At 42.4% G+C, this 26,917-nt stretch carries 28 protein-coding genes; 2 read left to right on the forward strand and 26 right to left on the reverse strand.

Features of this window, described 5'->3' with window-relative positions; genetic code table 11:
- Nucleotides 1-22: 22 nt before the first annotated feature.
- From D8791_RS05460 to udk, 14 genes are all read right to left on the reverse strand, one after another.
- On the reverse strand, nucleotides 23-337 hold the full coding sequence (locus D8791_RS05460; protein ID WP_125446566.1) for a TfoX/Sxy family protein: 315 nt from the start codon (nucleotides 335-337) through the stop codon (nucleotides 23-25).
- A gap of 135 nt (nucleotides 338-472) precedes the next feature.
- Nucleotides 473-1,993, reverse strand: a complete 1,521-nt coding sequence (locus D8791_RS05465) for an ABC transporter permease/substrate-binding protein (RefSeq protein ID WP_125446567.1) — start codon at nucleotides 1,991-1,993, stop codon at nucleotides 473-475.
- A complete protein-coding gene (locus D8791_RS05470) occupies nucleotides 1,986-2,714 on the reverse strand; it encodes an ABC transporter ATP-binding protein (protein WP_062198540.1) in 729 nt (242 codons plus the stop codon). Before D8791_RS05470 ends, D8791_RS05465 begins: the two co-directional genes overlap by 8 nt.
- Nucleotides 2,711-3,673 (reverse strand): zinc-binding dehydrogenase, encoded by a 963-nt coding sequence (locus tag D8791_RS05475; protein WP_125446568.1) that lies wholly within the window; start codon nucleotides 3,671-3,673, stop codon nucleotides 2,711-2,713. The genes D8791_RS05470 and D8791_RS05475 overlap by 4 nt, the downstream gene beginning before the upstream one ends.
- Before the next feature lie 14 nt (nucleotides 3,674-3,687).
- Entirely contained in the window at nucleotides 3,688-4,452 is a 765-nt protein-coding gene (locus D8791_RS05480) for a nuclear transport factor 2 family protein (RefSeq protein ID WP_125446569.1), read from the reverse strand.
- A 3-nt stretch (nucleotides 4,453-4,455) separates the two neighbouring features.
- Nucleotides 4,456-4,875 carry a MarR family winged helix-turn-helix transcriptional regulator gene (locus D8791_RS05485; RefSeq protein WP_125446570.1) on the reverse strand — a complete coding sequence of 140 codons (420 nt, stop codon included), beginning with the start codon at nucleotides 4,873-4,875 and terminating at the stop codon, nucleotides 4,456-4,458.
- A 185-nt stretch (nucleotides 4,876-5,060) separates the two neighbouring features.
- Nucleotides 5,061-5,840, reverse strand: a complete 780-nt coding sequence (locus tag D8791_RS05490) for an L-threonylcarbamoyladenylate synthase (protein WP_005590290.1) — start codon at nucleotides 5,838-5,840, stop codon at nucleotides 5,061-5,063.
- Nucleotides 5,841-5,939: 99 nt separating this feature from the next.
- On the reverse strand, nucleotides 5,940-6,530 hold the full coding sequence (leuD, locus tag D8791_RS05495; RefSeq protein ID WP_125446571.1) for a 3-isopropylmalate dehydratase small subunit: 591 nt from the start codon (nucleotides 6,528-6,530) through the stop codon (nucleotides 5,940-5,942).
- A 9-nt stretch (nucleotides 6,531-6,539) separates the two neighbouring features.
- Nucleotides 6,540-7,922: a 3-isopropylmalate dehydratase large subunit gene (gene leuC / locus D8791_RS05500; protein WP_125446572.1), complete on the reverse strand. Its 1,383-nt coding sequence runs from the start codon at nucleotides 7,920-7,922 to the stop codon at nucleotides 6,540-6,542.
- Nucleotide 7,923: 1 nt separating this feature from the next.
- Complete coding sequence (locus tag D8791_RS05505; RefSeq protein ID WP_125446573.1) at nucleotides 7,924-8,190, reverse strand: DUF1294 domain-containing protein; 267 nt, start codon at nucleotides 8,188-8,190, stop codon at nucleotides 7,924-7,926.
- Nucleotides 8,187-9,224, reverse strand: coding sequence for a 3-isopropylmalate dehydrogenase (gene leuB, locus D8791_RS05510; RefSeq protein WP_125446574.1), 1,038 nt, complete (start codon nucleotides 9,222-9,224; stop codon nucleotides 8,187-8,189). Before leuB ends, D8791_RS05505 begins: the two co-directional genes overlap by 4 nt.
- Before the next feature lie 12 nt (nucleotides 9,225-9,236).
- Nucleotides 9,237-10,802, reverse strand: coding sequence for a 2-isopropylmalate synthase (locus D8791_RS05515; protein ID WP_125446575.1), 1,566 nt, complete (start codon nucleotides 10,800-10,802; stop codon nucleotides 9,237-9,239).
- 500 nt (nucleotides 10,803-11,302) lie between these two features.
- Nucleotides 11,303-11,971 (reverse strand): YoaK family protein, encoded by a 669-nt coding sequence (locus tag D8791_RS05520; protein WP_125446576.1) that lies wholly within the window; start codon nucleotides 11,969-11,971, stop codon nucleotides 11,303-11,305.
- Between the two features lie 40 nt (nucleotides 11,972-12,011).
- Entirely contained in the window at nucleotides 12,012-12,647 is a 636-nt protein-coding gene (gene udk, locus D8791_RS05525) for a uridine kinase (protein ID WP_005591973.1), read from the reverse strand.
- 104 nt (nucleotides 12,648-12,751) lie between these two features.
- Between udk and D8791_RS05530 the strand changes: the two genes are divergently transcribed.
- The gene (locus D8791_RS05530) at nucleotides 12,752-13,732 is read left to right on the forward strand and encodes a Gfo/Idh/MocA family protein (protein ID WP_125446577.1); all 981 of its coding nucleotides are present in this window, start codon (nucleotides 12,752-12,754) and stop codon (nucleotides 13,730-13,732) included.
- Nucleotides 13,725-14,813: a DEAD/DEAH box helicase gene (locus D8791_RS05535; protein ID WP_312023726.1), complete on the forward strand. Its 1,089-nt coding sequence runs from the start codon at nucleotides 13,725-13,727 to the stop codon at nucleotides 14,811-14,813. The genes D8791_RS05530 and D8791_RS05535 overlap by 8 nt, the downstream gene beginning before the upstream one ends.
- Before the next feature lie 82 nt (nucleotides 14,814-14,895).
- Here the strand turns inward: D8791_RS05535 and D8791_RS05540 are convergent, their stop codons facing one another.
- The 12 genes from D8791_RS05540 to phoU all read right to left on the reverse strand — a co-directional run bounded on the left by D8791_RS05540 (nucleotide 14,896) and on the right by phoU (nucleotide 26,907).
- Nucleotides 14,896-16,293 carry a polysaccharide deacetylase family protein gene (locus D8791_RS05540; RefSeq protein WP_125446579.1) on the reverse strand — a complete coding sequence of 466 codons (1,398 nt, stop codon included), beginning with the start codon at nucleotides 16,291-16,293 and terminating at the stop codon, nucleotides 14,896-14,898.
- An 88-nt stretch (nucleotides 16,294-16,381) separates the two neighbouring features.
- Nucleotides 16,382-16,768 (reverse strand): lactoylglutathione lyase, encoded by a 387-nt coding sequence (gene gloA / locus D8791_RS05545; RefSeq protein WP_125446580.1) that lies wholly within the window; start codon nucleotides 16,766-16,768, stop codon nucleotides 16,382-16,384.
- 74 nt (nucleotides 16,769-16,842) lie between these two features.
- Nucleotides 16,843-18,222, reverse strand: a complete 1,380-nt coding sequence (locus tag D8791_RS05550) for a sensor histidine kinase (RefSeq protein ID WP_125446581.1) — start codon at nucleotides 18,220-18,222, stop codon at nucleotides 16,843-16,845.
- Nucleotides 18,212-18,886: a response regulator transcription factor gene (locus tag D8791_RS05555; protein WP_125446582.1), complete on the reverse strand. Its 675-nt coding sequence runs from the start codon at nucleotides 18,884-18,886 to the stop codon at nucleotides 18,212-18,214. The genes D8791_RS05550 and D8791_RS05555 overlap by 11 nt, the downstream gene beginning before the upstream one ends.
- Before the next feature lie 120 nt (nucleotides 18,887-19,006).
- Nucleotides 19,007-19,453 (reverse strand): hypothetical protein, encoded by a 447-nt coding sequence (locus D8791_RS05560; protein WP_125446583.1) that lies wholly within the window; start codon nucleotides 19,451-19,453, stop codon nucleotides 19,007-19,009.
- 219 nt (nucleotides 19,454-19,672) lie between these two features.
- Nucleotides 19,673-22,216: a M1 family metallopeptidase gene (locus D8791_RS05565; protein ID WP_125446584.1), complete on the reverse strand. Its 2,544-nt coding sequence runs from the start codon at nucleotides 22,214-22,216 to the stop codon at nucleotides 19,673-19,675.
- A 244-nt stretch (nucleotides 22,217-22,460) separates the two neighbouring features.
- Nucleotides 22,461-22,784 (reverse strand): hypothetical protein, encoded by a 324-nt coding sequence (locus tag D8791_RS05570; RefSeq protein WP_125446585.1) that lies wholly within the window; start codon nucleotides 22,782-22,784, stop codon nucleotides 22,461-22,463.
- An 8-nt stretch (nucleotides 22,785-22,792) separates the two neighbouring features.
- Nucleotides 22,793-23,089, reverse strand: coding sequence for a hypothetical protein (locus D8791_RS05575; RefSeq protein WP_125446586.1), 297 nt, complete (start codon nucleotides 23,087-23,089; stop codon nucleotides 22,793-22,795).
- Nucleotides 23,090-23,099: 10 nt separating this feature from the next.
- Nucleotides 23,100-24,437: a hypothetical protein gene (locus D8791_RS05580; protein ID WP_125446587.1), complete on the reverse strand. Its 1,338-nt coding sequence runs from the start codon at nucleotides 24,435-24,437 to the stop codon at nucleotides 23,100-23,102.
- Nucleotides 24,428-25,057, reverse strand: a complete 630-nt coding sequence (locus D8791_RS05585) for a hypothetical protein (protein ID WP_125446588.1) — start codon at nucleotides 25,055-25,057, stop codon at nucleotides 24,428-24,430. The genes D8791_RS05580 and D8791_RS05585 overlap by 10 nt, the downstream gene beginning before the upstream one ends.
- Nucleotides 25,058-25,324: 267 nt before the next feature.
- Entirely contained in the window at nucleotides 25,325-25,954 is a 630-nt protein-coding gene (locus D8791_RS05595; RefSeq protein ID WP_125446589.1) for a hypothetical protein, read from the reverse strand.
- A 299-nt stretch (nucleotides 25,955-26,253) separates the two neighbouring features.
- On the reverse strand, nucleotides 26,254-26,907 hold the full coding sequence (gene phoU, locus D8791_RS05600; RefSeq protein WP_005591940.1) for a phosphate signaling complex protein PhoU: 654 nt from the start codon (nucleotides 26,905-26,907) through the stop codon (nucleotides 26,254-26,256).
- Between the last annotated feature and the right edge of the window lie 10 nt (nucleotides 26,908-26,917).

Here is a 26,917-nt window from a genome sequence, read left to right on the forward strand (position 1 = left end):
AATGTCTATTTTAAAGAAAAGACTATTTTTTCTTTTTAGGTGCTGGTAAGGCAGGGTAGGCAGCCTCAATTAAACTGCAGAGAACGGAAGCATCTTCTACCTCTATGCGAAGCATCGGCTTTGCACCTGGATAAGGCAGTTCATAGACTGGATTTTCTAAGAGAGCCAGAGCTGGCTGGACCGACTTGAGCAGCAAGCGATTGTCATAAATCCCGCCGAATAAGCGCCCCCGATAATAGAACAAATATTCTCCCATCATCTTTCGAAAGCTAATTTCTTGGCCTAAGCCTTGCAGCTGCTTTAGGATAAAATCCAAATATTCTTGACTAGATGCCATCGAACCACCTCCATGCATTGATACTTTATTATAACAGAAATGGATGAAGATTGCTGATGTATCTTCTTTAATCTGCAGTCTATCTATTCTAAAATAAGTAAAAAAGCTAGACCTTAGGAGTCTAACTTTTATTTCTTATTTTTTTAAAAGTCCTTCCTTTACCAGAAAGTCACGCGCGACATTTTCGGCCTTTTTACCTTCAATGCCAACTTGATAATTCATCTGACTCATCTGGCTTTCCGTAATTTTACCAGCCAGCTTATTGAGAATACCTTCCAATTCAGGGTGTTTTTCTAGCAATTCAGCCTTCAGGAGAGGTGCCCCTTGATAAGGAGGGAAAAGGCGCTTATCGTCTTCTAAAACTTGTAAATCATAACGCGCAAGTTCTGCGTCAGTCGAATAGGCATCCGTGATTTGAATATCACCCGACTGGATAGCTTGGTAGCGAAGGGCTGGCTCCATGGTCGCTACATTAAGATTAAGGCCATATAGAGATTGCAAGCCCTTGTTTCCATCCTCACGGTCGTTAAACTCTAGGGTAAAGCCCGCTTTGAGCTTATCCTGAACTGTCTTAAGGTCAGAAATGGTTTTAAGATTGTATTCTTTGGCGATAGCCTTTGGAACTGCAATTGCATAGGTATTCTGATAGGACATGTGATTGAGCAAGACTAGATTGTCCTGTTTCCTAATGCCATCACGCGCTGCTTCAAAAACTTCTTCAGCATTAGTGCTGACCTTTGGAGCAGGCTGCAAGAGAGTTCCAGTAATCGTACCGGTAAACTCAGGATAAATATCAATATCACCTTTTTTCAGTGCTTGATAAAGGAAGTCGGTCTTCCCAAAGTTCGGCTTAACTGTCACAGTCATATCCGTATTTTCCTCGATGAGGAGTTTATACATATTCATAAGAATTTCTGGCTCTGGCCCCAATTTCCCAGCAATGACCAGATGCTCCTTGCTTTGTTTCGGTAGCAAACTTGGCGTATAAGAAGCGCCAAGTCCGAGTATTAAGACAGCAAAAGCTGTAAATACCGTCCGAAGCTTAACCTTTTCCATCCATTTAAGGAGACTATTGAAAAGAATAGCCAAAACTGCGGATGAAATAGCTCCAATCAAGATTAGACTGGCATTGCGACGGTCAATTCCTAGAAGGATCAAGGAACCTAGTCCACCAGCTCCGACAAGGGCTGCCAGAGTTGCTGTCCCGATAATCATAACCGTTGCCGTCCGAACTCCTGACACGATGACGGGCATAGCTAGAGGCAGTTTAAACTTTTTGAGTCGTTCCCACTTGGTCATCCCAAAAGCGATTCCAGCTTCTTCTAAACTAGGATCAATCCCATTCAAAGCTGTGACAGTATTTTCTAAAATCGGGAAAATAGCGTAAATAACCAGAGCAGTCAGTGCCGGCAGTGTACCAATCCCCATGAGGGGGATAAAGAGTCCCAGCAAGGCCATTGAAGGAATGGTTTGAAAGATTCCCGCAATTTGCAGCACCCAATTGGCTACTTTTTTATGACTATGTAGATAGATAGCAAGCGGAATGGTCAGGAATATGGCCACTAGTAAAGTCAGAAGAGACAGCTGGAGGTGTTGCCCTAAGGCTGCCAACCATTCGCCAAAGCGCTCCTGAAAGGTAGAAAACAAATTAGCCATGTTGAACACCTCCAAACAAATCTGCTACGAAGCTGGTTGCAGGTGCAGATAAGATTTCCTCAGGCGTCGCCACTTGACGAATCTCCCCGTCCTGCAAAACAGCAATCCGATTCCCTAACTTTAAAGCCTCGTCCGTATCATGGGTCACAAAGATTGTTGTCATCCCAAATTGGTCATGAATACTCTTGGTCAAGCTCTGCAATTGCTTACGCGAGATGGCATCAAGAGCAGAAAAAGGCTCATCCATCAGCAAGATTTTGGGTTGGGCAATAATGGCACGGACAATGCCCACCCGTTGCTGCTCACCACCTGACAGCTCACTCGGCATACGCTGAGCATAGTCTTCAGCAGGCAAGCCTACTAGCTCCAGCAATTCATCAGTCTTCTGCTGAATATCTGCCTTGCTCCATCCTTTCATTTCAGGAATGAGAGCAATATTTTCAGCCACCGTTAGATTGGGAAAGAGGGCAATCGCTTGTAAGACGTAGCCTGTGGAAAGGCGCAACTCACGCTCATCATAGTCCTTGATGCGCTTGCTATCCATATAGATATTGCCATCTGTTGGCTCTAAGAGGCGGTTAATCATCTTGAGCATGGTTGTCTTACCGGACCCAGAAGGACCCACTAAAACCATGAACTCTCCATCCTCAATCTGTAAATTGACATCTCTCAAGACATCTTTTTCTGTATAGCGTAGCGCTACATTTTTGTATTCAATCATTCTTTATCCTCATTTTTTACGATAACCTTGCCAAAAGACTGGCTACTTTCCAGATAAGCATGAGCGTCCTGGATTTGCTCTATAGAAAATACTTTTTCAGGTCGTACATCTACCTGATAACGCTCCACAAAATCCACTAAAGCTTGTAGCTTGTTTTGAGAAACATTGCCAGAAGCAAAGGTAGTCAAGTAGAGGTTGCGGTAAAGCATCTCAATGGGATCAAAGTCTGGAATAGTCCACTGACCGCCCAGCAAGCCACAAGAACAGATTATACCACCATCTGCCGTCCGAGCAAATGTATCGAGAATATCGCTCGGACCGACAAGATCTAAGACCTTGTCAAACTGCTTTTCCGTTTGCAAGACGCCATCCTTGTCCAAAATCACCTGGTCAAATCCTGCTTCCTTTAGTTGTTCTTCCTTAGCTAGACTACGGCTACTTCCCGCTAGATAGACATTTGGGAATTGCCCTTTGAGAAGCTTTGCAAAAGCAATCCCAACACCACTAGTTGCTGCCCGAACCAGAACTCGGTCTCCCTCCTCAATCTTGAGATTGATATAAGAGCCAAATGCTGTGTAGTAGGTTTCAGGCAGTGCGATTAAACTCTCCAAATCAAGCTCTGTCCTCACAGGATAAACCTGTTCATCTGGTAGCAAAACATACTCAGCATAACCACCATCAAAAGCACGCCCCATCTCCCCCATGATGGAGATGACTTGCTGCCCGACCTGCAAATCGGAACGATTGGTCTCCTCTACAAGTCCCACACATTCAATTCCTAGAATACGTGGAAATTGAACGGACGGCGATAGTCCTTGACGAGTAAAAATCTCGCTATGATTGATTCCAAATCCTTGTACCTTGACCAAGGTACAACCTTCTTTAACAGTCGGTTTTGGAACTTCCACAACCTGCAGAACTTCTGGTCCTCCAGCTTCCTTGACAAGCACAGCTTTCATCTTAATATCTCCTTTTAAAACTTCCCACGATTCGTCAAGTCTTCTACCTTAGGCATGACTTCTTTATTGTCCCAATGCTCTACAATCAATCCATTCTCCAAACGGAAAATGTCATACTGGGCATAGGCCACCCCATCGATCTGAGTCTGTCCATAGCTAACCACATAATTTCCTTGTCCCAAAAGCTGGAAAACAAAGTCAAAAGTAACCCCATGTTCAGCCACATAGTTTTTATAAGCCTGACTTCCTTGGCAAATCTCATGATTGTGCTGAATCAAATCTTCTGCCACATAATCACTCCACTGCTCCAGTTCCCCATTTTGGAAAATTTCTGTCAAGAAACGACGAACGGTTTTTTTATTTGCTACTGTCTTGTCCAAATCCGTGATTTCAAAATCCCCAAATATCTGATCTAACTGTCCATTTTCTGGAACGCGATAGTAGTCAATGACATCCCAATGTTCCACGATACGACCATTCTCATCCGCACGGAAAGTATCCGTCGTCACCCATTTAGCTTCCCCGCCATTAAGATATTGATGGACATGAACAAAGACTAGATTGCCGTCTTCAATGGTGCGAACAATCTTCATCTCACGCTCTGGATGACGCTCAAAGAAATCTGCAAAGAAATCCGCAAAACCTTCTTTCCCATCTGGCACACCTGTCGAATGTTGAATATAGGTATCCCCTACAGACTGTGCCTGAGCCTCGGCAACACGTCCGTCTTGAATGGCGTGAATGTATAGATTATGTGCATTTTCAACTTGTTTTGACATGATTTAAGCTTCTTTTTCTTTTAAATTTGCTAAGATGCGTTCCTGATAACTTTCAAACTGACGAATTTCTTCCTCAGAGAAGCCTTTATAAAAAATCTCATCCAGTTTTTGACTGACACGATGGCCAACTTCTTTCTGCGACCAACCCCGCTCTGTCAACTTGACATATTTTTTTCGCTTGTCTGAGCCACACTGACTAAAGGTCACCAAACCCTGTTCTTCCAGCTTTTTCAGCATAGTCGTCAGTGTATTATTGGCAAGTCCTGTCGCCGTGGCGCACCCTGTCTCACTATTCCATAAAACAGTGAGAATCTTGCCCTGTTCACTCCGATAAAGAGCTTCAGGCTCCTGGCTCAGTAACTTTTGAAAAATCCGCCCATTCAACAAACGAATATGATAGGCTACCAAATGACTGTCTCTCATACTACTCCAATTTATTTCTATACCGAATTGTTTTCTATTTATTGTAATGCTGTTCATTACATTTGTCAAGTATTTTGTTCTATTTGGAAATAATTTTAAACTAGGTAAAGATTTTAAACTAAAAACTCCAAACAAAAAACTCAGTGTAAAGAGGAAATCCCCCTCTCACACTGAGCTTTTTTATCTTAGTAATATTCACCCTGACGGTAATCCCATGAGTTGAAAGTATCGGACAGGTGCATCATGATTTTGTCAATGTCCAAGCCTTTGCGGATGACCACTGGTGCTGGTGAGATGGAACGTTGCCCACCTTGTTCTGGAATCAGTTTTCCATCTTTATCCACCATAGAGACCATAACGCCTTGCTCGTAGCGAGTTTCAATGGTCTTGTCTGGCTGGATAGAGGCTACATAGTCATCTGCTTCAATAACCAAATCAACAGCATTTTCGATGCGCTCTCCAATTCCTTCTACCTTGCCGCGGTTTCCTTTACCGGATGGGTTGGCTGAGGAAGCATAAACCATCTTGCCTTCTTCCCAAAGTTTAGCTGCCAGCTGCTCGCCCGCCTTACCAAACTTAATAACAAAACAGCTAGTGCCACGAACATCTGTCATCAGCTCTTCCCTACCGTCACCATAGGCTTTGAGCTTTTCAAAAGCTTCTGGCTTCCATGGAAGGATACAACCCAAGAGGATATCTTCATCCCAATGCTTTTGATAAAAAGCTTCAATTTCCGGATTTAGCTGTGCTAAAGCACGAAGCTCATCCATACTGCCACAAAGAACCACACCTGGCTTATTACGGTTACGGGCCTTAGCTTCGAACTTACGCTCCAAACCTGCCTTATCACTAGTCATAATGATGTAACCCACCTTGGTCGGGCAAACGATACAGCCGCCATCGCCTTTCAGGATGTCATAGCCTTCTTGTGAAAGAGTTCCGTTCCATTGAATGTGTTTTGTCATAAGTTTCTTCCTTTTCTATTAAATTAAGATTTATTTTACCATATATTTTTATCGGAGACAATATGTTTTCAGAATTTTCTCAATATATCGAAAACAATTTTACTGCCAATAAGATGGACGATTTTTTTCATATTCTGTAATCAAATCCTCATACTGGAGTGTAATACCAATGTCATCCAAACCGTTTAGGAGCTTGTGCTTCCATTCTCCATCAATGTCAAAAGAGAATTCTCCCACCGGTGAAAAAATCTTCTGCTGCTCCAAATCCACCGTCACTTGATCCGTCGGCTTCAGATTAGACAAGGCTTGCCGGACTTCCAGTGGCTGGACGATTGGCAGCATACCGTTATTCAGCTCGTTATTGTAGTGAATATCTCCAAAAGATCCAGCAATGACTACCTTGAAGCCATAGTCAGCCAAGGCCCAGGCAGCGTGCTCCCGAGAGGAACCAGCTCCGAAATTATTCCCCGAAATAAGAATAGTCGCCTTGCGGTACTCCGGTCTATTAAAGACGAAATCAGGATCTTCAGTGTACTGATTGTCCAGATAGCGCCATGCGTACATGAGGTACTTACCAAAGCCTTTTTTATCAATCAACTTGAGAAACTGCTTGGGTAAAATTTGGTCCGTATCAATATTATCGTTCATGAGGGGAACCGTTGTCCCCGTGTAGATTGTAAATTTTTCCATAAAACTTCCTTACTGGACCTCCGGTAGTTGGCGGACGTCTACGAAGTGCCCGGCAATGGCTGCCGCTGCTGCCATGGCAGGACTGCAAAGATGAGTCTTAGCACCAAATCCCTGACGATCCTCAAAGTTCCGATTACTAGTAGAGGCACAGTGGACTCCGTCTGGCACCTTATCTGGATTCATTCCCAGGCACATGGAACAGCCCGGATCGCGCCATTCAAAGCCTGCATCCATGAAAATTTTATCCAGTCCCATCTTTTCAGCAGCCCGCTTGACCGGACGAGAGCCTGGTACGACGATAGCTGTCAGATTGGGAGCGATATGCTTGCCAGCGACAAACTTAGCTGCCAGCTGCAAATCGCTGAGTCTGGCATTGGTACAGGAGCCGATAAAGATATAACCTAGGTCAATATCTTCTGCTTTCTTACCCGGGGAGAGGTCCATGTAATTGTAGGCCCGCTCGTCGTTCATATCGCGAATTTCTGGGAAAGCCGCGCCGAACTCAACTCCCATAGAAGGATTGGTTCCCCAAGTCACCATAGGTGCCAACTGGGAGACATCCATCTCAATTACCTTATCATAGACAGCATCGGGATCACTGACCAGAGTCTTCCAATCAGCCACTGCCGCCTCAAAGTCCTTAGGTGCTCCCGGCCGTCCTTGAACGTAATCATAGGTCTTCTGGTCAGGATTCATAATGCCCATCTTGGAGCCAAACTCTATGGACATATTGCAGATAGTCATACGCTCTTCCATGGTCAGATGCTCAATCGCATCACCAGCATACTCGACCACATGACCGACACCTGCAGCTACACCGTATTTGGCAATTAAAGCGAGGATAAAGTCCTTGGAATAGACACCTCTAGGTGGCACTCCGGTAAATTTGACCAGCATTTTCTTGGGCTTGACTTGCCAAATGGTCTGCGTGGCAAAAACGTGCTCTACCTCCGAAGTCCCAATTCCAAAAGCAATAGCTCCAAAAGCTCCGTGAGTGGCTGTGTGACTGTCACCGCAGACAATGAATTTGCCCGGCTGAGTCTTGCCCGTTTCGGGTCCAACCATATGGACAATCCCTTGTAGTTCCGATCCGTGAGCCGCATGCTCGATGCCAAAATCCTTGACATTTTCAGAAAGCTTATCAATCTGAGCCTTGGAAATCACATCCCGAATATCATAGATATTGACCGTAGGAACATTATGGTCAAAAGTTCCAAAAGTTAAGTCCGGTCGTCTAACTTTGCGACCCGCATCTCGAAGGCCCTGAAAAGCCTGAGGGCTGGTTACTTCATGAATATAATGCTGATCCACATACATAAGCTGGGGTTGACCTTCTTGGCCTGTTATTACGTGTCTTTCCCAAATCTTATCAAAAATTGATTTTCCAGCCATACTAGCTTCTCCATATGTAATACAAAATTCCAATTTCCACTATTACTCCGCCAATCCAAGCCAACCAGAAATACCATTTTCTGGTCTTGTGGTGAAAGAGGCGACCGCCTAATAAAGCACCCAAACCTCCAGCTGCCAAAGCTGACAAGAGCAAGGTCTTCTCTGGAATGCGGTAGTGATTTTTCTTAGCCTTTCGCTTATCCCAGCCATAAAGCAGGAAAACGATAAGTTTCCATAGCAGGCAAATACCCGTTAATATCCATTTCATAAGTTATTGATAATGGCCTCCGTCATTTGAGCTGTCCCTGCCTGACCGCCAAGATCTCGGGTTAAAATCCCTTGAGCCAAAGTCTTCTCAACCGCTGCTTCAATCGCTTCTGCAGCTTTAAGCTCCGCAAAGCTATCCCGTAGCATCATGGCTACAGAAAAGATCATACTGATAGGATTGGCAATACCCTGTCCCGCAATATCGGGAGCCGAGCCATGAATAGGCTCATAAAGACTGGGGCCAGTAGCCGAATGACTGGCCGATGGCATAACTCCCAGCGTCCCTGACAAGACACTGGACTCATCTGAGAGAATATCCCCAAAAAGATTTTCCGTTACAAGAACATCAAACTTAGCAGGATTGGTGATCATGAGCATCGCAGCGCTATCTACCAGTTGGTGCTCTAAGGTCACATCTGGATAATCCTTGGCCACCTCATCCGCTACTCTGCGCCAGAGTTTAGATGTCGCTAGCACATTTTGCTTGTCAATACTGGTCACGCGCTTTCTGCGACCACGCGCAATATCAAAGGATTTACGGACAATTCGCTCCACCTCTTCATAGCTATAGTCATTGATATCACGCGCAGATCTGTCCTTCAAAATATGTTCACCAAAGTAAATCCCACCAGTCAGCTCGCGCACGACCACAAAATCCACACCAGCAATTCGCTCTACCTTCAAAGGCGACAAATGCTTAAGTGCATCGAAGATCTTAACTGGACGGATATTGGCATAAAGTTCAAGCTCCTTGCGCAGAGCGAGCAAGCCTTGCTCCGGCCGAACTGGGGCATTATCGTACTGGGGACTGCCGATAGCTGCAAGGAGAATAGCATCCGCCTCCTTAGCCGCTTCTAGAGTTGACTGAGGCAGAGGATGACCTTCAGCATCAATACCAGCACCCCCAAAAGCTTTCTCCGTGATATGATAAGTAAAACCGAACTTGTCCGCAACAGCAGCCAGTACTTGGAGACCAGCTTCCATGATTTCTGGGCCGATACCGTCACCCGCCAGAGCTACAATTTCTTTTGTCATAGTCGCTTCCTTCTAATTATTTGCAGGCAGATCGTGGTAGGATACCTGATGGCCGATTTCACCCGCATTTTCCTTTTGCACAAAGGTGTTGGCATGGATATAGGCAATGGCGCTGGCCTTGAGAACATCAAAGTCAATACCAGAGGAGTTGAAAATTGTATCTGTATCTGTATTTTCAACAGCTACCAAGACGCGAGCCTGAGAGTCAATACCGTCCGTTACTGCCTCAATGTTATAGGCTAAGAGCTGGACAGATTGGTTAAAGAATTGGTCAATAGCATTAAAGATGGCTTCAACACTTCCCTTTCCTTCTGCCACACAGTTGACCGTCTCGCCGTCGCCATTAACCAGCTGCACATCTGCTGTGATGGTATGATCGTCATTGGTCGTCAGCTGCAGATCATCAAAGTGGAAGCCTTCAGGATTTTCGACGGTCGTTCCGGCAATCAGAGCCCGAATATCAGCATCCGTGACTTCGTTTTTCTTATCCGCCAAGACCTTAAACTTAGCAAAGAGATCATTAATTTCAGATTCCTCAAAATCTAGAGCCAGTTCTTTGAGTTTTTCAACAAAGGCGTGGCGGCCAGACAGCTTGCCGAGGGGAAGTGAATTGCTCTTGACTCCAACCAGCTCAGGTGTGATGATTTCATAGGTCAGTGGATTCTTAAGAACACCATCCTGATGGATACCAGACTCATGAGAGAAGGCATTGCCACCAACAACCGCCTTGTTCTTAGGCACTGGAATCCCTGAGAATCGGGACACCAGCTCAGAAGTGTTGATGGTTTCATTAAGGACAATGTCTGTCTCAACTTGGTAATAATCCTTGCGAATTTCCAAAGCAACTGCTACTTCTTCTAACGCAGCATTACCAGCACGCTCGCCAATACCGTTAATAGTGCCTTCCACCCGTCTAGCTCCGTATTTGACCGCAGACAGGCTGTTGGCTACTGCCATTCCCAAATCATCGTGACAGTGAGGACTGTAGATAATCTCACGTTCTGTTTGGACATTGTCAATCAGATACTTGAAGATATTTCCAAACTCTTCAGGCGTAGTAAAACCAACCGTATCTGGAATATTGATGTAGCTAGCACCCGCATCAACTGCTGTCTGGACAACTTGGAGCAGAAAGTCCAGCTCGGTACGTGTCGCGTCCTCAGGTGAAAACTCGACAATCTCAAACTTAGAACGAGCATAAGAAACGTGCTCTTTAATGGCTTCTAAAATCTCTTCCTTGGACTTTTTCAGCTTGAACTCTCTGTGGATGGGACTGGTCGCAATAAAGACGTGAATCTGCGGATGTTTGGCATCCTTGAGTGCCTCGTAGCAAGCATCGATGTCAGACTTAACCGAACGCGCCAAACCAGTGACAGAAGCTTTAGTGATGACTTTAGCAATCTCTTGCACTGCCGCAAATGAATCTGGACTAGCAGCTGGGAAACCAGCTTCAATAGCAGAAATTCCCCATTTTTCTAGTTGCTTAGCAATGGCAACCTTTTCCTTAATAGAAAAATTCACTCCCGGTGTCTGCTCACCATCCCGAAGACTGGTATCTAGAAACTCAACTTTTTGCATAGACTTTCCTCTTTCTTTATCGTTTAAAACAGCTATAAAAATCAATGAGAGATACAACTATGAAATGAACTTTTAGTTCACTTTTCTCAGTATATCCTAGCAAAGATTTTGTGAAGAATAAAATAAAAACATCTCGCTGGAAGCCAAGCGAGATGTTGATTTACTCCCGCTTGGTAAGCCAAACAGGACTAATGCTTTCGCACTAGCCCGAGTAACGCAACAACAAAGCAAAGTTTGAAAATTGAGTTGACTTCATGTTTGACTGACTCCTTTTGAAATGTTATTGATTAGTATTTTAGCACAGTATCATTCGACTGTCAACAGATAATTCGATATTTTCTGAAAATTTTTAATATACTGGATTATTTTGTGGTCTTNTTACTATAAATGCGAGAAAGAAAAAGAAGCAGGCTAGCTCCTGCTAGTATTATATTATTTCTCATTTCTCTTCTTTTAACAATTTACTAATCAGGCTTCTTCTTTCCTAAGCCATTTCGCCTTTATATTCGTACATACTGAACCAAGCGGAACATCATGAAGGCAAATAGAATTCCTGCAACGATCCAAATCGTTCGTAAAGCGTAAAATTGGAGCAGATAGGTCGAAATAATGGCTCCGATGACAAAGCTTCCTAACAAAGCAACAAAGAAAATGCCCTCTTTCAAGTATGGTTTTTCCTGCGTTCGCACAAAATTTCCAAAAGCCACCATCGTTTTCTTGATATTTCCTGTCATAAAGGAATTATTATAGACTATACCATCTACTTCGCCAAAAGCTGTCGCAACGACCCCCATACAGAAAGCAATCGGAGGAACGATTAGCATATTTGGCACGGTACTTGGCATAAAGCCTACCAGAGTACAAATGAGTACCATTGGTGAAATGCTACTTACTCGCCATATCGACTGCTCAAAAAAAGGACGGAAAATTGTTATCAGAAAAATTCCCAGCATAAAGGCTAGCATGGTAGCCAGTTTGACTTCAATCTCTCCAGTCTTGTGATGAATTAACTCAACGGACAAAAAGACGACGTTTCCTGTCTGGCCAGCAACCAATGTACCCCCGCGTTCCATAAAAGTGTAAGCATCCACGAAACCTGCGCAAAAGGTCAGCAAACAAGCAAAAAACTTTGATCGAGAATGGAATTCCCTTTTGACGAACTTTCTCATAATTTACCCAAAAAGTCCAGTGTAACACCAGACTTCCTTTCTATCCTTCTCTAGCTTCCTCCAAAATCTTTTCAATCTTGGTGGTAATCAAATCAATCGCAACTTTATTAGAAGCGCCTTCTGGAATGATGACATCTGCATAGCGCTTGGTTGGCTCGATAAACTGATGGTACATAGGCTTGACGACACCTAAATACTGCTCAATGACACTATCCAAACTGCGTCCACGCTCCTCCATGTCCCGCTTAATCCGACGAATAATCCGCACATCATCATCAGTGTCGACGAAAATCTTGATGTCCATCAAATCGCGGAGGCGTTGGTCTTCCAAGACCAGAATCCCCTCTACAATGAAGACATCCTGCGGTTCCTGACGATAGGTTTTATTACTGCGCGTGTGCTCCGTGTAGTCATAGGTCGGGATGTCCACTGGACGGCCAGCCAAAAGCTCCTTGATCTGCTCAATCATGAGATCTGTATCAAAAGCAAAAGGATGGTCATAGTTGGTCTTGACCCGCTCCTCAAAAGTCAGATGCGACTGATCCTTGTAGTAAGAATCATGCTCAATCATAGAAATCTTTTCATTTGGAAAATGATCTAAAATCGCCCGAGATACACTGGTTTTTCCCCCACCAGAGCCACCTGTAACACCGATAATAATAGGTCTGTTTTGCATTGTTTTCTCCATTACTTGTTATCTTATCTATTTTACCTCAATTCATGATATAATGAAAGGGTGAATCAAGAAAAATTCAGGAAAATCATTTTAAAGGAGAAAGTATGTTACGACTCGGTATCATCGGTACAGGAACCATTTCCCACGAGTTTATCAAAGCAGCTCAACTAAGTGGTGAGTATGTGTTTACAGCTGTTTACTCACGAACCTTGAGTGCCGCGGAGCGTTTTGCGCAAGCTTATAAAAACGTCGCACTCTACACCGATATGATTGAATTCTTATCTGCCGACCTAGATGTGGTTTACATCGCCAGTCCCAATAGCTTCCACTTCAACCATGCCAAGGTAGCCATTTTGGCTCGAAAACATGTCATTGTTGAAAAGCCGGCTGTGTCAAGGCCTGAAGAATGGCAAGAATTGGTCAAGCTGGCAGCTGAACATCAGATTTATATCTTTGAGGCAGCCAGAAACTACCATGAAGCAGCTTTTACAGTCATTCATGACTTCCTTGAAGACAAGAAAATCTGGGGAGCCAATTTTACTTATGCTAAATACTCCTCCAAGATGGGAGCCCTGCTGAGTGGACAAGAACCCAATGTTTTTTCAGCTAAATTCTCAGGCGGTGCTCTAATGGATTTGGGAGTTTATACGCTTTATGCAGCTGTCCGATTGTTTGGTGCTCCACAAAGCGTCTGCTATACAGCTCAACAACTGCCAAATAGCGTTGACCTCAACGGTTCAGGCAGTCTGATTTATCCTGATTTTCAGGTTCGTATCCAAGCTGGAAAAAATATTCATAGCCAGCTTCCAGCTGAAATCTATACGGACCAAGGCACTCTGACCTTAGACGGTATCGAGTTTATACGCTCTGCCATTTTCCAAAAGCTCAATGGAGAGACGGAAAGTCTAGCTATCCACCAAGCAGAGCACCAAATGCTAGAAGAGGCTCAGGCTTTTGCTCGTGTCCTTAAAGGCGGCCAGAAAGAGCTTTATAACGACTATCTGCAGGCTGCTACTACTGTGCATGAGTGTCTGTTTTCCATGAGAAAAGATGCTGGCATTAGATTTGAGGTTGACCATGATTAAAGAAACATTTCCAACAGTTTGGCAAGAACAGCTAAATCAGCTCGGTTTTGCTGAACTGACTGCCATCCAAGAAAAGATATTCCAGCCCATTTCTCAGGGACAAACGGTGCTAGGCATCAGTCCGACCGGTACGGGAAAGACATTGGCCTATCTCTTTCCTAGCTTATTGAAATTGAAGCCTAAAAAAGCGCAGCAGCTTTTGATTTTAGCTCCAAATACAGAGCTGGCGGGACAGATTTTTGATGTTTGTAAATCTTGGGCGGAGCCCTTAGGCTTGAGCAGTCAACTCCTCCTCTCTGGTAATAGCCAGAAAAGGCAGATTGAGCGGCTCAAGAAAGGTCCTGAGATACTGATTGGTACACCTGGTCGGATTTTTGAGCTCATTAAGCTCAAGAAAATCAAGATGATGAATGTTGATACTATTATCCTAGATGAATTTGACCAGCTTCTCAGTGATTCCCAGTATGCGTTTGTTGATAAGATTCTGCATTATGCACCGCGGGACCACCAGCTGATTTACATGAGTGCTACGGCTAAGTTCGACCAAGAGAAGATCGCCGAAAATACCTTGCGCATCAGCATTGACGACCAGACTTTGGACAATATCCAGCACTTCTATATGCAGGTGGAAAAGCGTGACAAGGTTGAACTCTTGCGCAAACTATCCAATGTAGAAGAATTTCGTGGACTAGTTTTTTTCAACAGCTTGTCAGATTTGGGCAGCGCCGAAGAAAAGCTTCAGTACCGAGGAGCTAGTGCAGTCTCCCTTGCAAGTGATGTCAATGTAAAATTCCGCAAGGTCATTCTTGAGAAATTTAAAGATTACGATATCACACTCTTACTGGCGACTGACATAGTTGCGCGTGGCATTGATATTGATTCTCTAGAGTGCGTAGTCAACTACGAAGTGCCGCGTGATTTGGAAACCTACACTCACCGTTCTGGCCGAACAGGTCGCATGGGCAAGGATGGCTATGTCATCACCTTCATCAGCCACCCAGAAGAACTAAAAGCTCTTAAAAAATATGCCTCTGTTCGAGAAATTATCTTAAAAAAACAAGAACTGTATGTGTGTCCTTAAGCAAGAATTACGGTCATCGATATTCTTATTTGATGATGGCAAAGCAAAAAGCATTGGAAATATTAAATTTCCAATGCTTTTCTTAATTTCTGCTGTAATAAATCTGATGTGGTTGAAGCTGATATTCTAGTAGTTCATCAACTGTTACCAAAGTATAGCCGTTGTTCTTCAGATATTCTAGGACGCTTGGCAGAGCATCGATGGACGTCTGATGGATATCGTGCATGAGAATAATAGATCCCGGCTGAGTCTTCACAATCTCCTGCATAATAGCCTTTGTATTACGTGTTTTCCAATCGAGACTGTCCACGCTCCACATGATAAAGGACTGATCGACAGCATTTTGAACCGTAGGGTTGATGGCTCCATAAGGCGGTCTTGTGATCATAGGTCGGATACCAGTCGCCTTATAAATGGCTTCCTGAGTATCTAGGATTTCTTTTTTGACTTGATTTAGAGGCAGTTTAGTCAAATCTGGATGGCTCCAAGTATGGATGCCAAGCTGATGGCCTTCATCAAGGACACGTTTAGCCAGTTCTGGATTGGCCGCAACGTTTTGTCCCACCATAAAGAAGGTTGCTTTGGCATTGTAGCGTTTCAGAATTTCCAAGGCCTGAGGAGTCGTTTTACTGTCGGGACCGTCATCAAAGGTCAGGGCAACCATTTTCTCATGCCGCTTGGTCTCATATTGCTGGTAAGCCTCCAAATCAGCCCCCTGCAAATATTCTGGACGGATTAGATCATAAAAACTAGATAGAGGCACTGTCAAGCTCGTCAAACCGTTGATTTCTTTGGTCAGACGAATGGAAAATAAACTATCCTCATAGTGAAAATTCCACTGGCTCAGCTCTATTTCACGTAGGGCATTTAAAGCTGCTGTTTGCTGACTTTCCTCCACCTGTCTAAAGGTCAGCTGACTGGTCAACTCCTTCAGGAAAATTTCCTTGGCAGCTTCTGGATTTTGAAACAGCTTGTCTAAAGTCACCGCTGCCCCTTCTTGATTGATATAAGTTGAGGCTACTTCTTTTGCTTCCTCAGACTTGATGTCTCTTTTCGAGATACTATAATCTTTTCGCTGAATGACCACTTCCTTGGTATTGGCCAGACTAGTAGACTTTTCCTCTGTGTAGTAAAATGTCAAAGCAGTCAAGTTTTCCTTCTGCTTTTTGTCATCTGAAATGCTCTGACTATCCTGCAACATTTTATCTTTGACACTTTGAAGCGGCTGCCCATTCATAAGAGGGTAAAAAGCCGCCACATAATGGCTGCCAATCCTACCAGATTGCTTTTCGGCATTGTCAGCATGCTCTTGCTCTTCCTTGGCAATCACTTCTGTAACCTTTTTCTGGAATTCCCTTTCCTGAAACATTTCATGGATTCGCAGTCCACCAAAAATAAGAAGTCCTAAAAGAAGCAGATTCAGAAGACTGATAATTAGTCTGTATTTTCGACTGCTCTTCCTTCTATGTTGTCTTTTCATCTATTATCCCCTAAGCTATTGTCCTAAAATGATTCTAATGTTAAAAAACTTGTATCTTACAAGTGCTAAAATACAAGTTTAATTATTTTTAAAGACTTTTTTCTCGAATCACTTCAACCTTGTAGCCATCAGGGTCTTTAACGAAATAATAATTTGGCGGATTGCCTGGCAGACCTTTTGGTTCCGTCACTTCGTAGCCTTTGGCAGCATGCTCAGCGTGCAAGCCTTCCAAATCAGGCGTGCTAAGAGCGATATGAGCAAATCCATCCCCAATCACATAAGGTCCGTGATCATAATTATAGGTCAGTTCGAGCTCATAATCATCGCCATCCAAACCAAGATAAACAATGGTAAAAGCGTGCTCTGGAAAGTCCTTGCGGCGCAATTCCTTAAAACCAAACGCTTCTTCGTAAAAGGCAATCGAAGCCTCTAAATTTTCCACTCGTAAACAAGTATGCAGCATTTTTGATGTCATGGTTGTACCTCTCTCATTTCTTTCTTTTATTATACCGCAAAAGCAGTCAAATTTGAAATAATATGAAAAGTTTTTCAGCTTTTGCTGATTCGTTTTCTAATATCTGACCTAAGAGGAACTTTGATTTCAAAAATAGTTCCACGCGGTTTGTTGTCTTTGACTATGATGGTTCCTTTTAAGGCATCCACAATTTGTTTTGCTAAGGATAGACCTAATCCAAAACCACCCTTTTGCCGAGTCCGAGCCTTGTCCACCCGATAAAAACGATCGAAAACCTTTTTCTTGTCATCGCCCGCAATCCCTGGGCCATTGTCAGAAATCCGCAAGGTCAAGCTTCGATCATTGGCAGAGGCCACGAAGTAGATTTTTCCATCTTCTTCCGTGTATTTGATGGCATTATCAAAAAGGATGGTCATGACCTGCTTGAGCAAGACCTTGTCTGTCGTGATTGATTTTGAAACCAGATTTTTGAAATCAAAGACCTTATCGCTTTCCTCTGCAATAATAGCATAGTTAGAAAAAGCTGTCGTGAAGAAGTCTGGCGTGACTTCACCGTATTCTGGCTTGATGCCGTCATCTCGCCTTGCTAGATTGAGTAAGTTGGTCGTCAATAGACGCATATTTCGCACTTCCTCTAAACTAGACGCGATACTCCCACTAGACTCCATAATCGTAGCTTCAGGCTTACGGAAGAGAGATTCCAAGCGATTTTGCAGCACAGCTAGAGGTGTCCGCAATTCGTGGCTTGCATTTTCAACAAAGGACTTCTGCTTTTGCATGCTGTCCAAGAGAGGCTTGACACTCATCCGCGCTAGATAGATACTGGCAATCAAGGAAATACCCCAGAAGCTAATCATGACAATCGCAATCAGCTTTTCATGCTTTTCGCTAGTCTGCTCCAGCTGGCTGATACTGGTCATGACAACCGCGTATTTGACATTTTCAATTTCATCATCTGGATCAATATCAAACATATAGGCCCGATAACTCTCGACCTGTCCGTAGCTATTGGTCAGCTGAATTTGCTTGATTTGATTAAGAAATCGTTTATTAAATTTAATCGCATCAAAGTTCAAAAAGCTATTTTTTGCCGATACATTCTGATAATCATCATTCAAAAGAATGGCTGAGGTATTGGCACTGACATTGACCCTGCCCGGTTCCTCAATCTTGATATCATGAGCTTGGACAGACTCTGAATCTTTGTGCTCTGAATCCTTGTTCTCTGGCTCTTGGTATTGCCGTCCCGTCGTCCGATAGGCTAGATTGGCTACCCAGGCGGGATTTTGACTGAGACTTTTGAGATTATCATCAACGGTCGTGTAAAGGCTAGAGCGCATGACTTGGATAATAATGAGCGTCATGGCCGAGAAAATCAGGGTGAATACACCAAAATAGCGAATGAAATAAGAAAAATCATCCGCATATAAGGCTTTTTTGAGTTTATTCAGCATTCTTTAAAATGTAACCGACACTGCGAAGGGTTTGAAGATTATTCGCAAAAGCCGTTCCTTTCAATTTTTTCCGAATCTTAGATACATAGACTTCCACCACAGAAATCGTTGTATCGCTGTCAAAGCCCCACAAACGATCGAAGATCTGAGTCTTGGGCAAAATAACATTTTGATTCTGAAGGAAGTAGACCAACAGATCAAACTCTTTCCCCAATAGCTCAACTTCTTTTCCATCTACCAAGGTCGAATTGGTCGAAAGATTGACCGTCACATCACCATAGGACAGGGTATTTTCATTAAACTTACCAGAGCGTTTGAGCAAGGCCTGAATCCGCATTTTAAGCTCTTCTAGATAAAAAGGCTTAGTCAGGTAATCGTCGGCACCGAGTTCAAAACCATGGCCTTTATCATCGATACTTTCCTTGGCAGTCATGATGAGGACAGGAGTGGTGACCCCTTTTTCACGCAATTCTTTAAGCACTTGGAAGCCATCTTTTTCAGGAAGCATCAAGTCCAGCAAAATCAGGTCATACACGCCACTTTCTGCCTCGTATAAGCCTTCTTCGCCGTCAAAGATCTGCATAACATCTGCAAAATCATCTAAAAAATCAAATACTGAGTTTGACAGACCGAGGTCATCCTCTACTAATAGAATCTTAATCATCCTGTTCCTCCCTTTTAAGAAAAAGCTTATGTTCTTTAGTTTAAATAGAGACATGGTAGACACTTCTCATGCTATCTTAACCTATCTTTTTCTATTATATCATGACTTATTGAAAATGTTTTAAGAATTTGTTGTTTTCGAGTTATTTTCGACTATTTCACTGTTCTTATCATCTTTTGTTGTGCCGTCGGCGTTTGCTGGCTTCTTCTTTGATTGATTTCCTTCTTGTGGTCCTCCCGGATGCCCATTTCCTTGTGGTGGCTGACCTCCACCTCCGGGGCCGCCTTGACCATCTTGACCGTTTTGTCCACCCATCTGCGGTGGCATGCCTTTTTCATTTCCCTGTCCCTGACCTTGAGGGGCTTGTCCGCCTTGCCCTGGCATCTTGCCATCTTGATTGTTTTGCTGAGGCATAGTAGCCTGCACTGAACTCTGCTGCGGGCTTTTCTGTGTCAAGGCACCAATTCCATAGCCACCAATCGCTCCGACGGCTAAGGATGCACTAGCTACTGCTGTCATCCACCATTTGGTACTCTTTTTAACTACAATCATTTTTTCCATATCCATTTTAAAGTTTTCCTCTTTCTACATTTTATATTTTCATGGATTTTAACATGATGAAGTAATATAATGCTTGAATACACAAGCCCACATCCCTTCACACGCTAGGATTATTATAGGGTGGCTTGCTTAAACGGGACTGAATTTTTTCTTAAAGAAGACTGAAACTATGGGATTCTAAACAACAAAAAAGACCAGATATTATAATCTGATCTTTTCATTAGGCTAAACTGATGCCTTGATTGCTTTCTCAACCGCTGCTTTTTCACGGGCAATCAAGGCAACACGCGCTGCGATTTCCTTAATTCCCATGCTGATGTTACGGCTGATAGCCATATCGTCTAGCTGCGGCTCAAAGAAAGCCTTGTATTCTGCTAGCCTTTCTGCTGTTTTGAAGGCATTAGCCGGATAAATAACGAATTTATCAAAGCTCATGTCGCCTCCCAAAGCTGCCTTAATCCAATCCCAATTCTCACGCGCCCAAGTCCAAGCAGTAGCTTGAGTGAACTGATGATTTAAGAGAGGGAAATACCAACTCATAGCTAAATCTTGTGGTTTTACGACATCTTTGTTCTTCAAAGATTCCAAGATACGAGCAAGTGTCTCTGCGTCCTTAGTATAAGCCAAAGCAGATGCCAATTGGCGTTTAAAGCTACCATCAACTGTTGAAACATAATCATTCAAGTATTGGTCAGCCAATTCCTTGCTCTCATCATGCTTGATTTGGTTAATGAGAATATGCAAGCGAATGGCCGCAGGCAATTTCTCCAAGTCCTCTTGATGAGCAGCAAAAATGCGACTTGCTTCTTGACTAGCTGCTTGATCATTAGCTGTAATCAGACCTCCTACAACGATCTGACGAACCAGCTCATCTTCATCACTTTCGCCTTCTTTTGCTTCAAAGCCTAGACGGTCAAAGTTGAATTTGCTGAGTTTAACAACCAACTCATGATAGGCTTTCTCGCACTCGCTTCCTTCGTCCACAAAGAGCTCAAGACCATTCAAAACGCCTTTAACTCCTGAGACAACCAGATAAGAGGTTTCTTCTGTCAGTTTTTCAATAACTGGAACCAAATCAGCAAATGAAATGCTGCCTGCTTCAGCCAAGAGACGGCGCTCTTGCACCACTTGAAGCTTGCTGGTGCTATCCAAGTCTGTAATGGTATCTAAAATCTGCTCAAGCAAGATACCTTGATAGTCCGTGATATAGTGGGCTGTATTTTCCGTATTGAAGCGCAAAGCACCTTGGTTTTGAGCAGCCAAAGCAGAATAATTTGGAATTTCCAGCGTTTCTGTTTCCAGCGTTTCTGGCAAACCTTTCCAGTTACTATTTAAAGGCAAGACCCAAGTGCGTTTCTTATCTTCGTGCTCTCCGATAAAGAATTGTTTTTGAGAGAGTTTGAGGGTGTCGTTTTCTACTGTAGCTGTCAAAACAGGGTAGCCTGGCTGTTCCAGCCAAGAATCCATAAAGGCTGCGACATCGCGACCAGAAGCAGCTCCCAAGGCATTCCAAAGGTCACGACCGATAGTATTTCCATACTGGTGTTTAGCAAAGTAAGCATTCAATCCTTTAGCAAAGGCTTCATCACCCAACCAACGACGAAGCATATGCATAAGGCGGCTTCCCTTAGCGTAAACGATAGCTGGATCAAACAAAGTATTGATTTCGTCGGGGTGCTTCACTTCCACATGGACAGACTGAACTCCGTCTGTCGCATCTCGTTTGAGCGCCAAAGGAACACCTGTGGTTTGGAAATTCTCAAAAATATTCCAGCTTGGTTCAATCGCATTAACACAGACGTATTCCATCATGTTGGCAAAGCTTTCATTGAGCCAAAGGTCATCCCACCACTTCATAGTGACCAAGTTACCAAACCATTGGTGAGCCAACTCATGAGCGATAACAAGTGCCACATCCTGACGGCTGGATACCGTAGAATTTTCATCTACTAAGAGGTAAATCTCACGGTAAGTCACCAGACCCCAGTTTTCCATAGCACCAGATGAAAAGTCAGGCAGAGCTACGTGCAACGACTGAGGAATCGGATATTTGACACCGTAGTATTCTTCGTAAAATTCAATAGAGCGAACCGCAATATCCAAAGCAAACTCCAAATTGCTGGCTGGGTGGGCCTTAGTCGCATAGACTCCTACCAAGGTTCCATTCTTGGTTTTAGCAGTAATTCCTTGCATATCACCTGCAGCAAAAGCCAAGAGATAGGAAGACATGCGAGGCGTTCTTTCAAACTTCCAAATGCCTGTCGCTTTCCGGTTTTCAACGTCGATTTCAGGCATATTAGACAAGGCAAGTTCGCCTTCTACTTGGTCAAATTTCAAAGTCAAATCAAAAGTCGCTTTAGCTTCTGGTTCATCCACACTTGGAAAGGCTTCGCGGGCAAAATGGCTCTCAAACTGAGTAGAAATAATTTCTTTTTTCACTCCATCCACAGTATAGTAAGATGGGTAAATCCCCGTCATATTGTCCGTAATCTTACCTGTATAGGTCAAGGTTACTTCCACAGAGCCTGCGGATGCTAATTCAACATAAAGAGCTTCATTGTCATTATCAAGAGTGAAGGGGCGAGCTTGTCCAGCCACTTCTACGGCCTCAATCGTCAAATCCTTTTGGTGGAGGGAAATTTTCTCAGCTTTAGCTTCACCGGTAATGGTAACTTTCCCTGAGAAAGTCTTATTCGCACGATTTAAATCCAAAAAGAGATCATAGTGCTCTGGAACAAAAGTATCAATAAAATGTGCAACTGCTTGCATGTTTTTCTCCTCATCTAATTGAAGGGGCTGGTATTGAACCAACCTCCATTCAAAATTCATCTGTTACTATTTTACCATATTTAGTGACTTTATACTCATTCCAACTGACTCAAAATTGATTTTCATCTTCAGACATAAAGTAATCATTTTAAAGCTATCCTGTTATTCACATTTCTCCTCCTCAAAACAAAAAGACAAGCTTAGCCTGTCTGATAGATTCGTCTCAAAGGAAAAGTGAAGTTCATTATTGCTTTGATTCTTTCGTCAGTGCGTCCAATTTTTTATTGTACAAGCGTTTTTCTTCTTGACAGGCTTCATTCAGTCGATCTTCGTAACGCCTCATTTTCCGCTCGAAATCTTCTCGATTTTCCTCAATTTGGTGTAATATATAAGATGAATCAGCAGGCGAACTATGAAGACAGAATGATATAACCCAATTGCTCATTTCTTCCGAAAAATTTCTAGCTTCCCGTTTCATCTCGTGATAATCCCATTCCAATTCACTGGCTTTTCTACGAAATGCTAGATGTTCATCATCTAATTGTGCTATTCGCTTTTTTGTATCCATAATCCCTCCTACAGAATTGGACTCATCAAATTAGGCGTTGAGACTTCATTTAAGACATTCTTGATAGATTCGGCTGCTAATCCGGAAAAAGCACCTTCCAAATCGGCAGGAACTTGAACTGATGAGAATGATTTCATTGTCTCAGCCTGATCGGTGAGCCATTCTTGCAATAGACGACTTTCTTCAAGGAGAGTGGCTCTTTTAGCTGAGATTAAGCCTCGAATAGCCAGACGTTCCTGTATTCTCAGATACTCTTTTTTGATACGTTCTGCTTCCGCTCGATCTTCTATCATTGGTTCAATCATACGCTGCCTCCTATAATTCCCCAAAAATCTGGCTACCTTTTTGGTCGATTTCTACGATTCTATCAGCTGCCTTGTTTAATTTACCTGCTATACTTGTCATTTTCTTCTGATATGAGTTGGCCGAAGAAAGAGTTGCTGCTTCTATTCCAGTATTCCAAGCTAGCTCAAAACTCAACTCAGATAGTAAACCCTCTATCTCTCCACCAGAAAGGTTATGAGCCAGCGTATACGCTGCTGATCGTAGTTCTGTTATGTGCTGAGAGACACCTTCCTTGGCATTTGCAAGTTTATCTTTGATCGCCTGCTCATATACTTCAGCTTGTAACTGAGCCGCTTGCGCACTTGTACGAACAAGTTCCTCTCTCAAGCTAATCATCTGACTGCCTGTAGTCGTTTTCAAAGAAGCGTGCAGTTCATCAATGCGTCGTCTCTTTAAGGTGAGTAATTCTTGCTTAGAAGGTTCTGGAGCAAAAGAACCATATTTTTCTAAATATTCTTTTACATAAGATTCTGGATCTGTACTGTCAAACCATGTCTCTAGCTTAGACAAGTCAAATTTTTCAGCAGATTTAGCCTTTCTTTTAGCAATCTCCCTCACTTGCTTTTCAGTCATGTCAGAACAAAAAAAACTATTTTTTACATACCATTCAAAATCAGGCCTATTACCTTTAATTTTCGGTAAGCCAGCATTATGATGTTTTCCCTCTACAGTAAATACTTTTCCATACGGAATGATCCCCCCATGACCATCCCAACTTGTTAAATCTTTCCCCTGATCACTGTATGAATGTAAGTGTTTATTAAGATAATCAAATTCTTCATCACTAATCCCTCTATAATCGGCTGTATTTTTTGTTAACGAATTCCACGCACCCCAGTCCATGAAATTTGTAATCTTCTGGACTTTCATTTCCGCAGCTACTTTAGCAACTGCTGGTCCTGCTTGACTAAATCCTGACATATTACTGATATTAACTTCTTGTCCTATTCCAGCCATTTTTTTAGCCTTAGATAATGATTGGTTATAAAATTCCCGAACGTCCTTTGTCTGTTCTGTTAATTGATTTCTTGCCATTACTGCATTGAATCCAGATTCTAAAACATGATTATTAATGTCTCCACCGGGAGCTTGAGTTCCGGCAACAACAATGGTAGTTTGAGTGTAATCAACTTGTCCCTTAATAATTGGAGCTACTGTTACAGCTTGTGTAGTATTGTTGATTTCCTTTATTACTTTATATTCAATTCCACTCTTATCAGTAGTATAAGTCTGACCTTCATTTTTTTCCTTAATTATGTCAAGAACTTCAGTTTGCAGTTCCTGAACCTCCTCGTCTGTTAACGCCATTTGAAATGATCTCCTTTTCTAATTTGAGTATTAAATTTCACTTCAGCATGAGGACTTCCGTTTTGATTTTTTTCTATATTTTTTATTTGTCCAGCTTTGACTAAGGCCGATATATTATTATCAATTCGTTTACTTGTTGATAATTTTGCTTTTTCCGGCAATACCTCATTATTAGAGATATTGACATAGCCGTCATCCACCTTTATTTCGATAACTTCATTGTCAAGTCCATCAAAGCTAAGTTGAATACTTCCACTACTTGTAAAACGGCCAAAATCTTCTTCTCCAACAGAACGTCCTAAATAAGCCTTATTACCATGATTGTCATAAATGACAGGCACAATTGTTGCACGAAACATGCTCTGCCCATCCCCACCTTGGACAAAAATTGGTGAAAACTCTATTTTACTGACTCCTGAATAGTGCTCCTTGATATAAGTTGTCAACTGTTCTTCCAACAATCGAAATCCGCGTTTGTAAAGTTTTACTCCTTTATCGTCTAAAACGTCACTAACATTATACGGCGAGTTCTGGTGCTCAATCCATTTTGTCATACAGTGTCCCCCTCCTGAAACTAAGATAATTAATACAGCTATAATTGCAAGTTTTTTTTTCTTCATTAACTGCCACCTTTATGTCTAAATGAAAACGAATCCATTAATTCTGTTTATAGTATATCACAATATAATATTTCTTGCCGACTTTTCCTATAATATTATCCATAAACAGAAACCTCCCCATTTAATCAAAGATTATTCCCATTCTGAGTAGCTCTCTCTTTTAATTTCTAAGTTGTAGTCTATTTCAGCATTCGGACTTCCTACATCTGATTTCTTAACATCTTTTAGCCTTACTAAGTGTTATTTGATATAAACAATGTCATTCTGTCAACGCCATTCCAAATGGTCTCCTTTCCTAATTTCTGTATTATAGACAACTTCTGCATCAGGACTACCGTTCTCGCTTTTTTTAACATCTACGAGCCGATGTTCTTGAACTAAAGTTTCTATATTCTCATCCATTTTTGGTTTAGTTGATAATTTTGCTTCCACAGGTAATTTTTTACTCTCGGAAATATCAATAAAATCGTCACCAACTTTTAATTCTATGATTTCTTCATCCAAGCCATTAAAATCAAGCCTAACATCCCAAAAACTACCATAATGACTGTAGGATTTCTCACCAATTTTTTTCCCCAAGTAAGCTTTATTGCCTTGTAAATCATAAATCACAGGAACAATTGTTGCACGAAACATGCTCTGCCCATCCCCACCTTGAACAAAAATTGGCGAAAACTCTATTTTACTGACTCCTGAATAGTGCTCTTTGATATAAGTTGCCAGTTGTTCTTCCAACAAACGAAATCCGCGTTTGTAAAGTTTTACTCCTTTATCGTCTAAAACGTCACTAACATTATACGGTGAGTTTTGATGTTCAATCCATTTTGTCATACAGTAGCCCCCTCCTGAAACTAGAACGAACAAAATTGCCAGAACGACAATAATCTTTTTTCTCATAATTATACCTCCATTGCAGTATGCTATAAAACAAGGCTTTCAGCTATCACTTTCCTACATTGTAGCATAATTTTTAGCATTATCCTCCATTTCTTTTTCAATCACTTCAACCAAAAGGGGGAATACTTAGGTCATATCGATAAATTATCTTTTCGTTTTAGACCTTTTAATCCATTGAAATCCCAATTTGTCTGTTATCTACATGAAGTCTAAATATCTATCTTTTAAATTCGTCTCATCTCACCTTTTCTCCTCCTCAAAACAAAAAAGACAAGCTTAGCCTGTCTCTTTAACATATATTATAATTCAATAATTTTACCCGTTTCAAAGTAAACGACCCATTCGCAGATGTTTTTGGCATAATCACCGATACGTTCCAAGAAAGAAATAACCTGAAAGTAATCACGGCCTGTAACGATGGCTTCAGGATTTTTCTTAATTTCTTCCGTAGCCAGATCACGAATGCTATCGAAATAATGGTTGATTTTTTCATCCATAGCTGCTACCTCATAGGCTTGATCTACAGAACCATTCAGGTAGAGATCAAGAGCAGCTTCAACGAAATTTTTCACATCGCGGCCCATCTTTTTAATTTCGTCCTCGACGGCTGGAATACGCTGTTCACCCTTCATACGAATAGCCGCTTTCGCAATGGATACTGCATGATCTCCCATACGTTCCAAGTCTGAAACGGCCTTGAGAACGGTCAAGACTGTACGAAGGTCTTGAGAAACGGGTTGTTGGAGGGCAATCATTTCAAATGATTTTTTTTCCAATTTCACTTCATATTCATTTACTTCTGCATCATCTTCGATGACTTCCTTTGCCAAGTCACGGTCATGTGTGACAAAAGCACGCACGGTGCGGTTGATTTGTGAGAGCACTTCTTGTCCCATTGCGTAGAACTGATTGTGCAATTTCTCCAAATCTTCTTCAAATTGAGATCGTAACATCATTCAACTC

It is taken from the genome of Streptococcus cristatus (assembly GCF_003943515.1).
In the GTDB taxonomy this organism is placed as follows: Bacteria; Bacillota; Bacilli; order Lactobacillales; family Streptococcaceae; genus Streptococcus; species Streptococcus cristatus_D.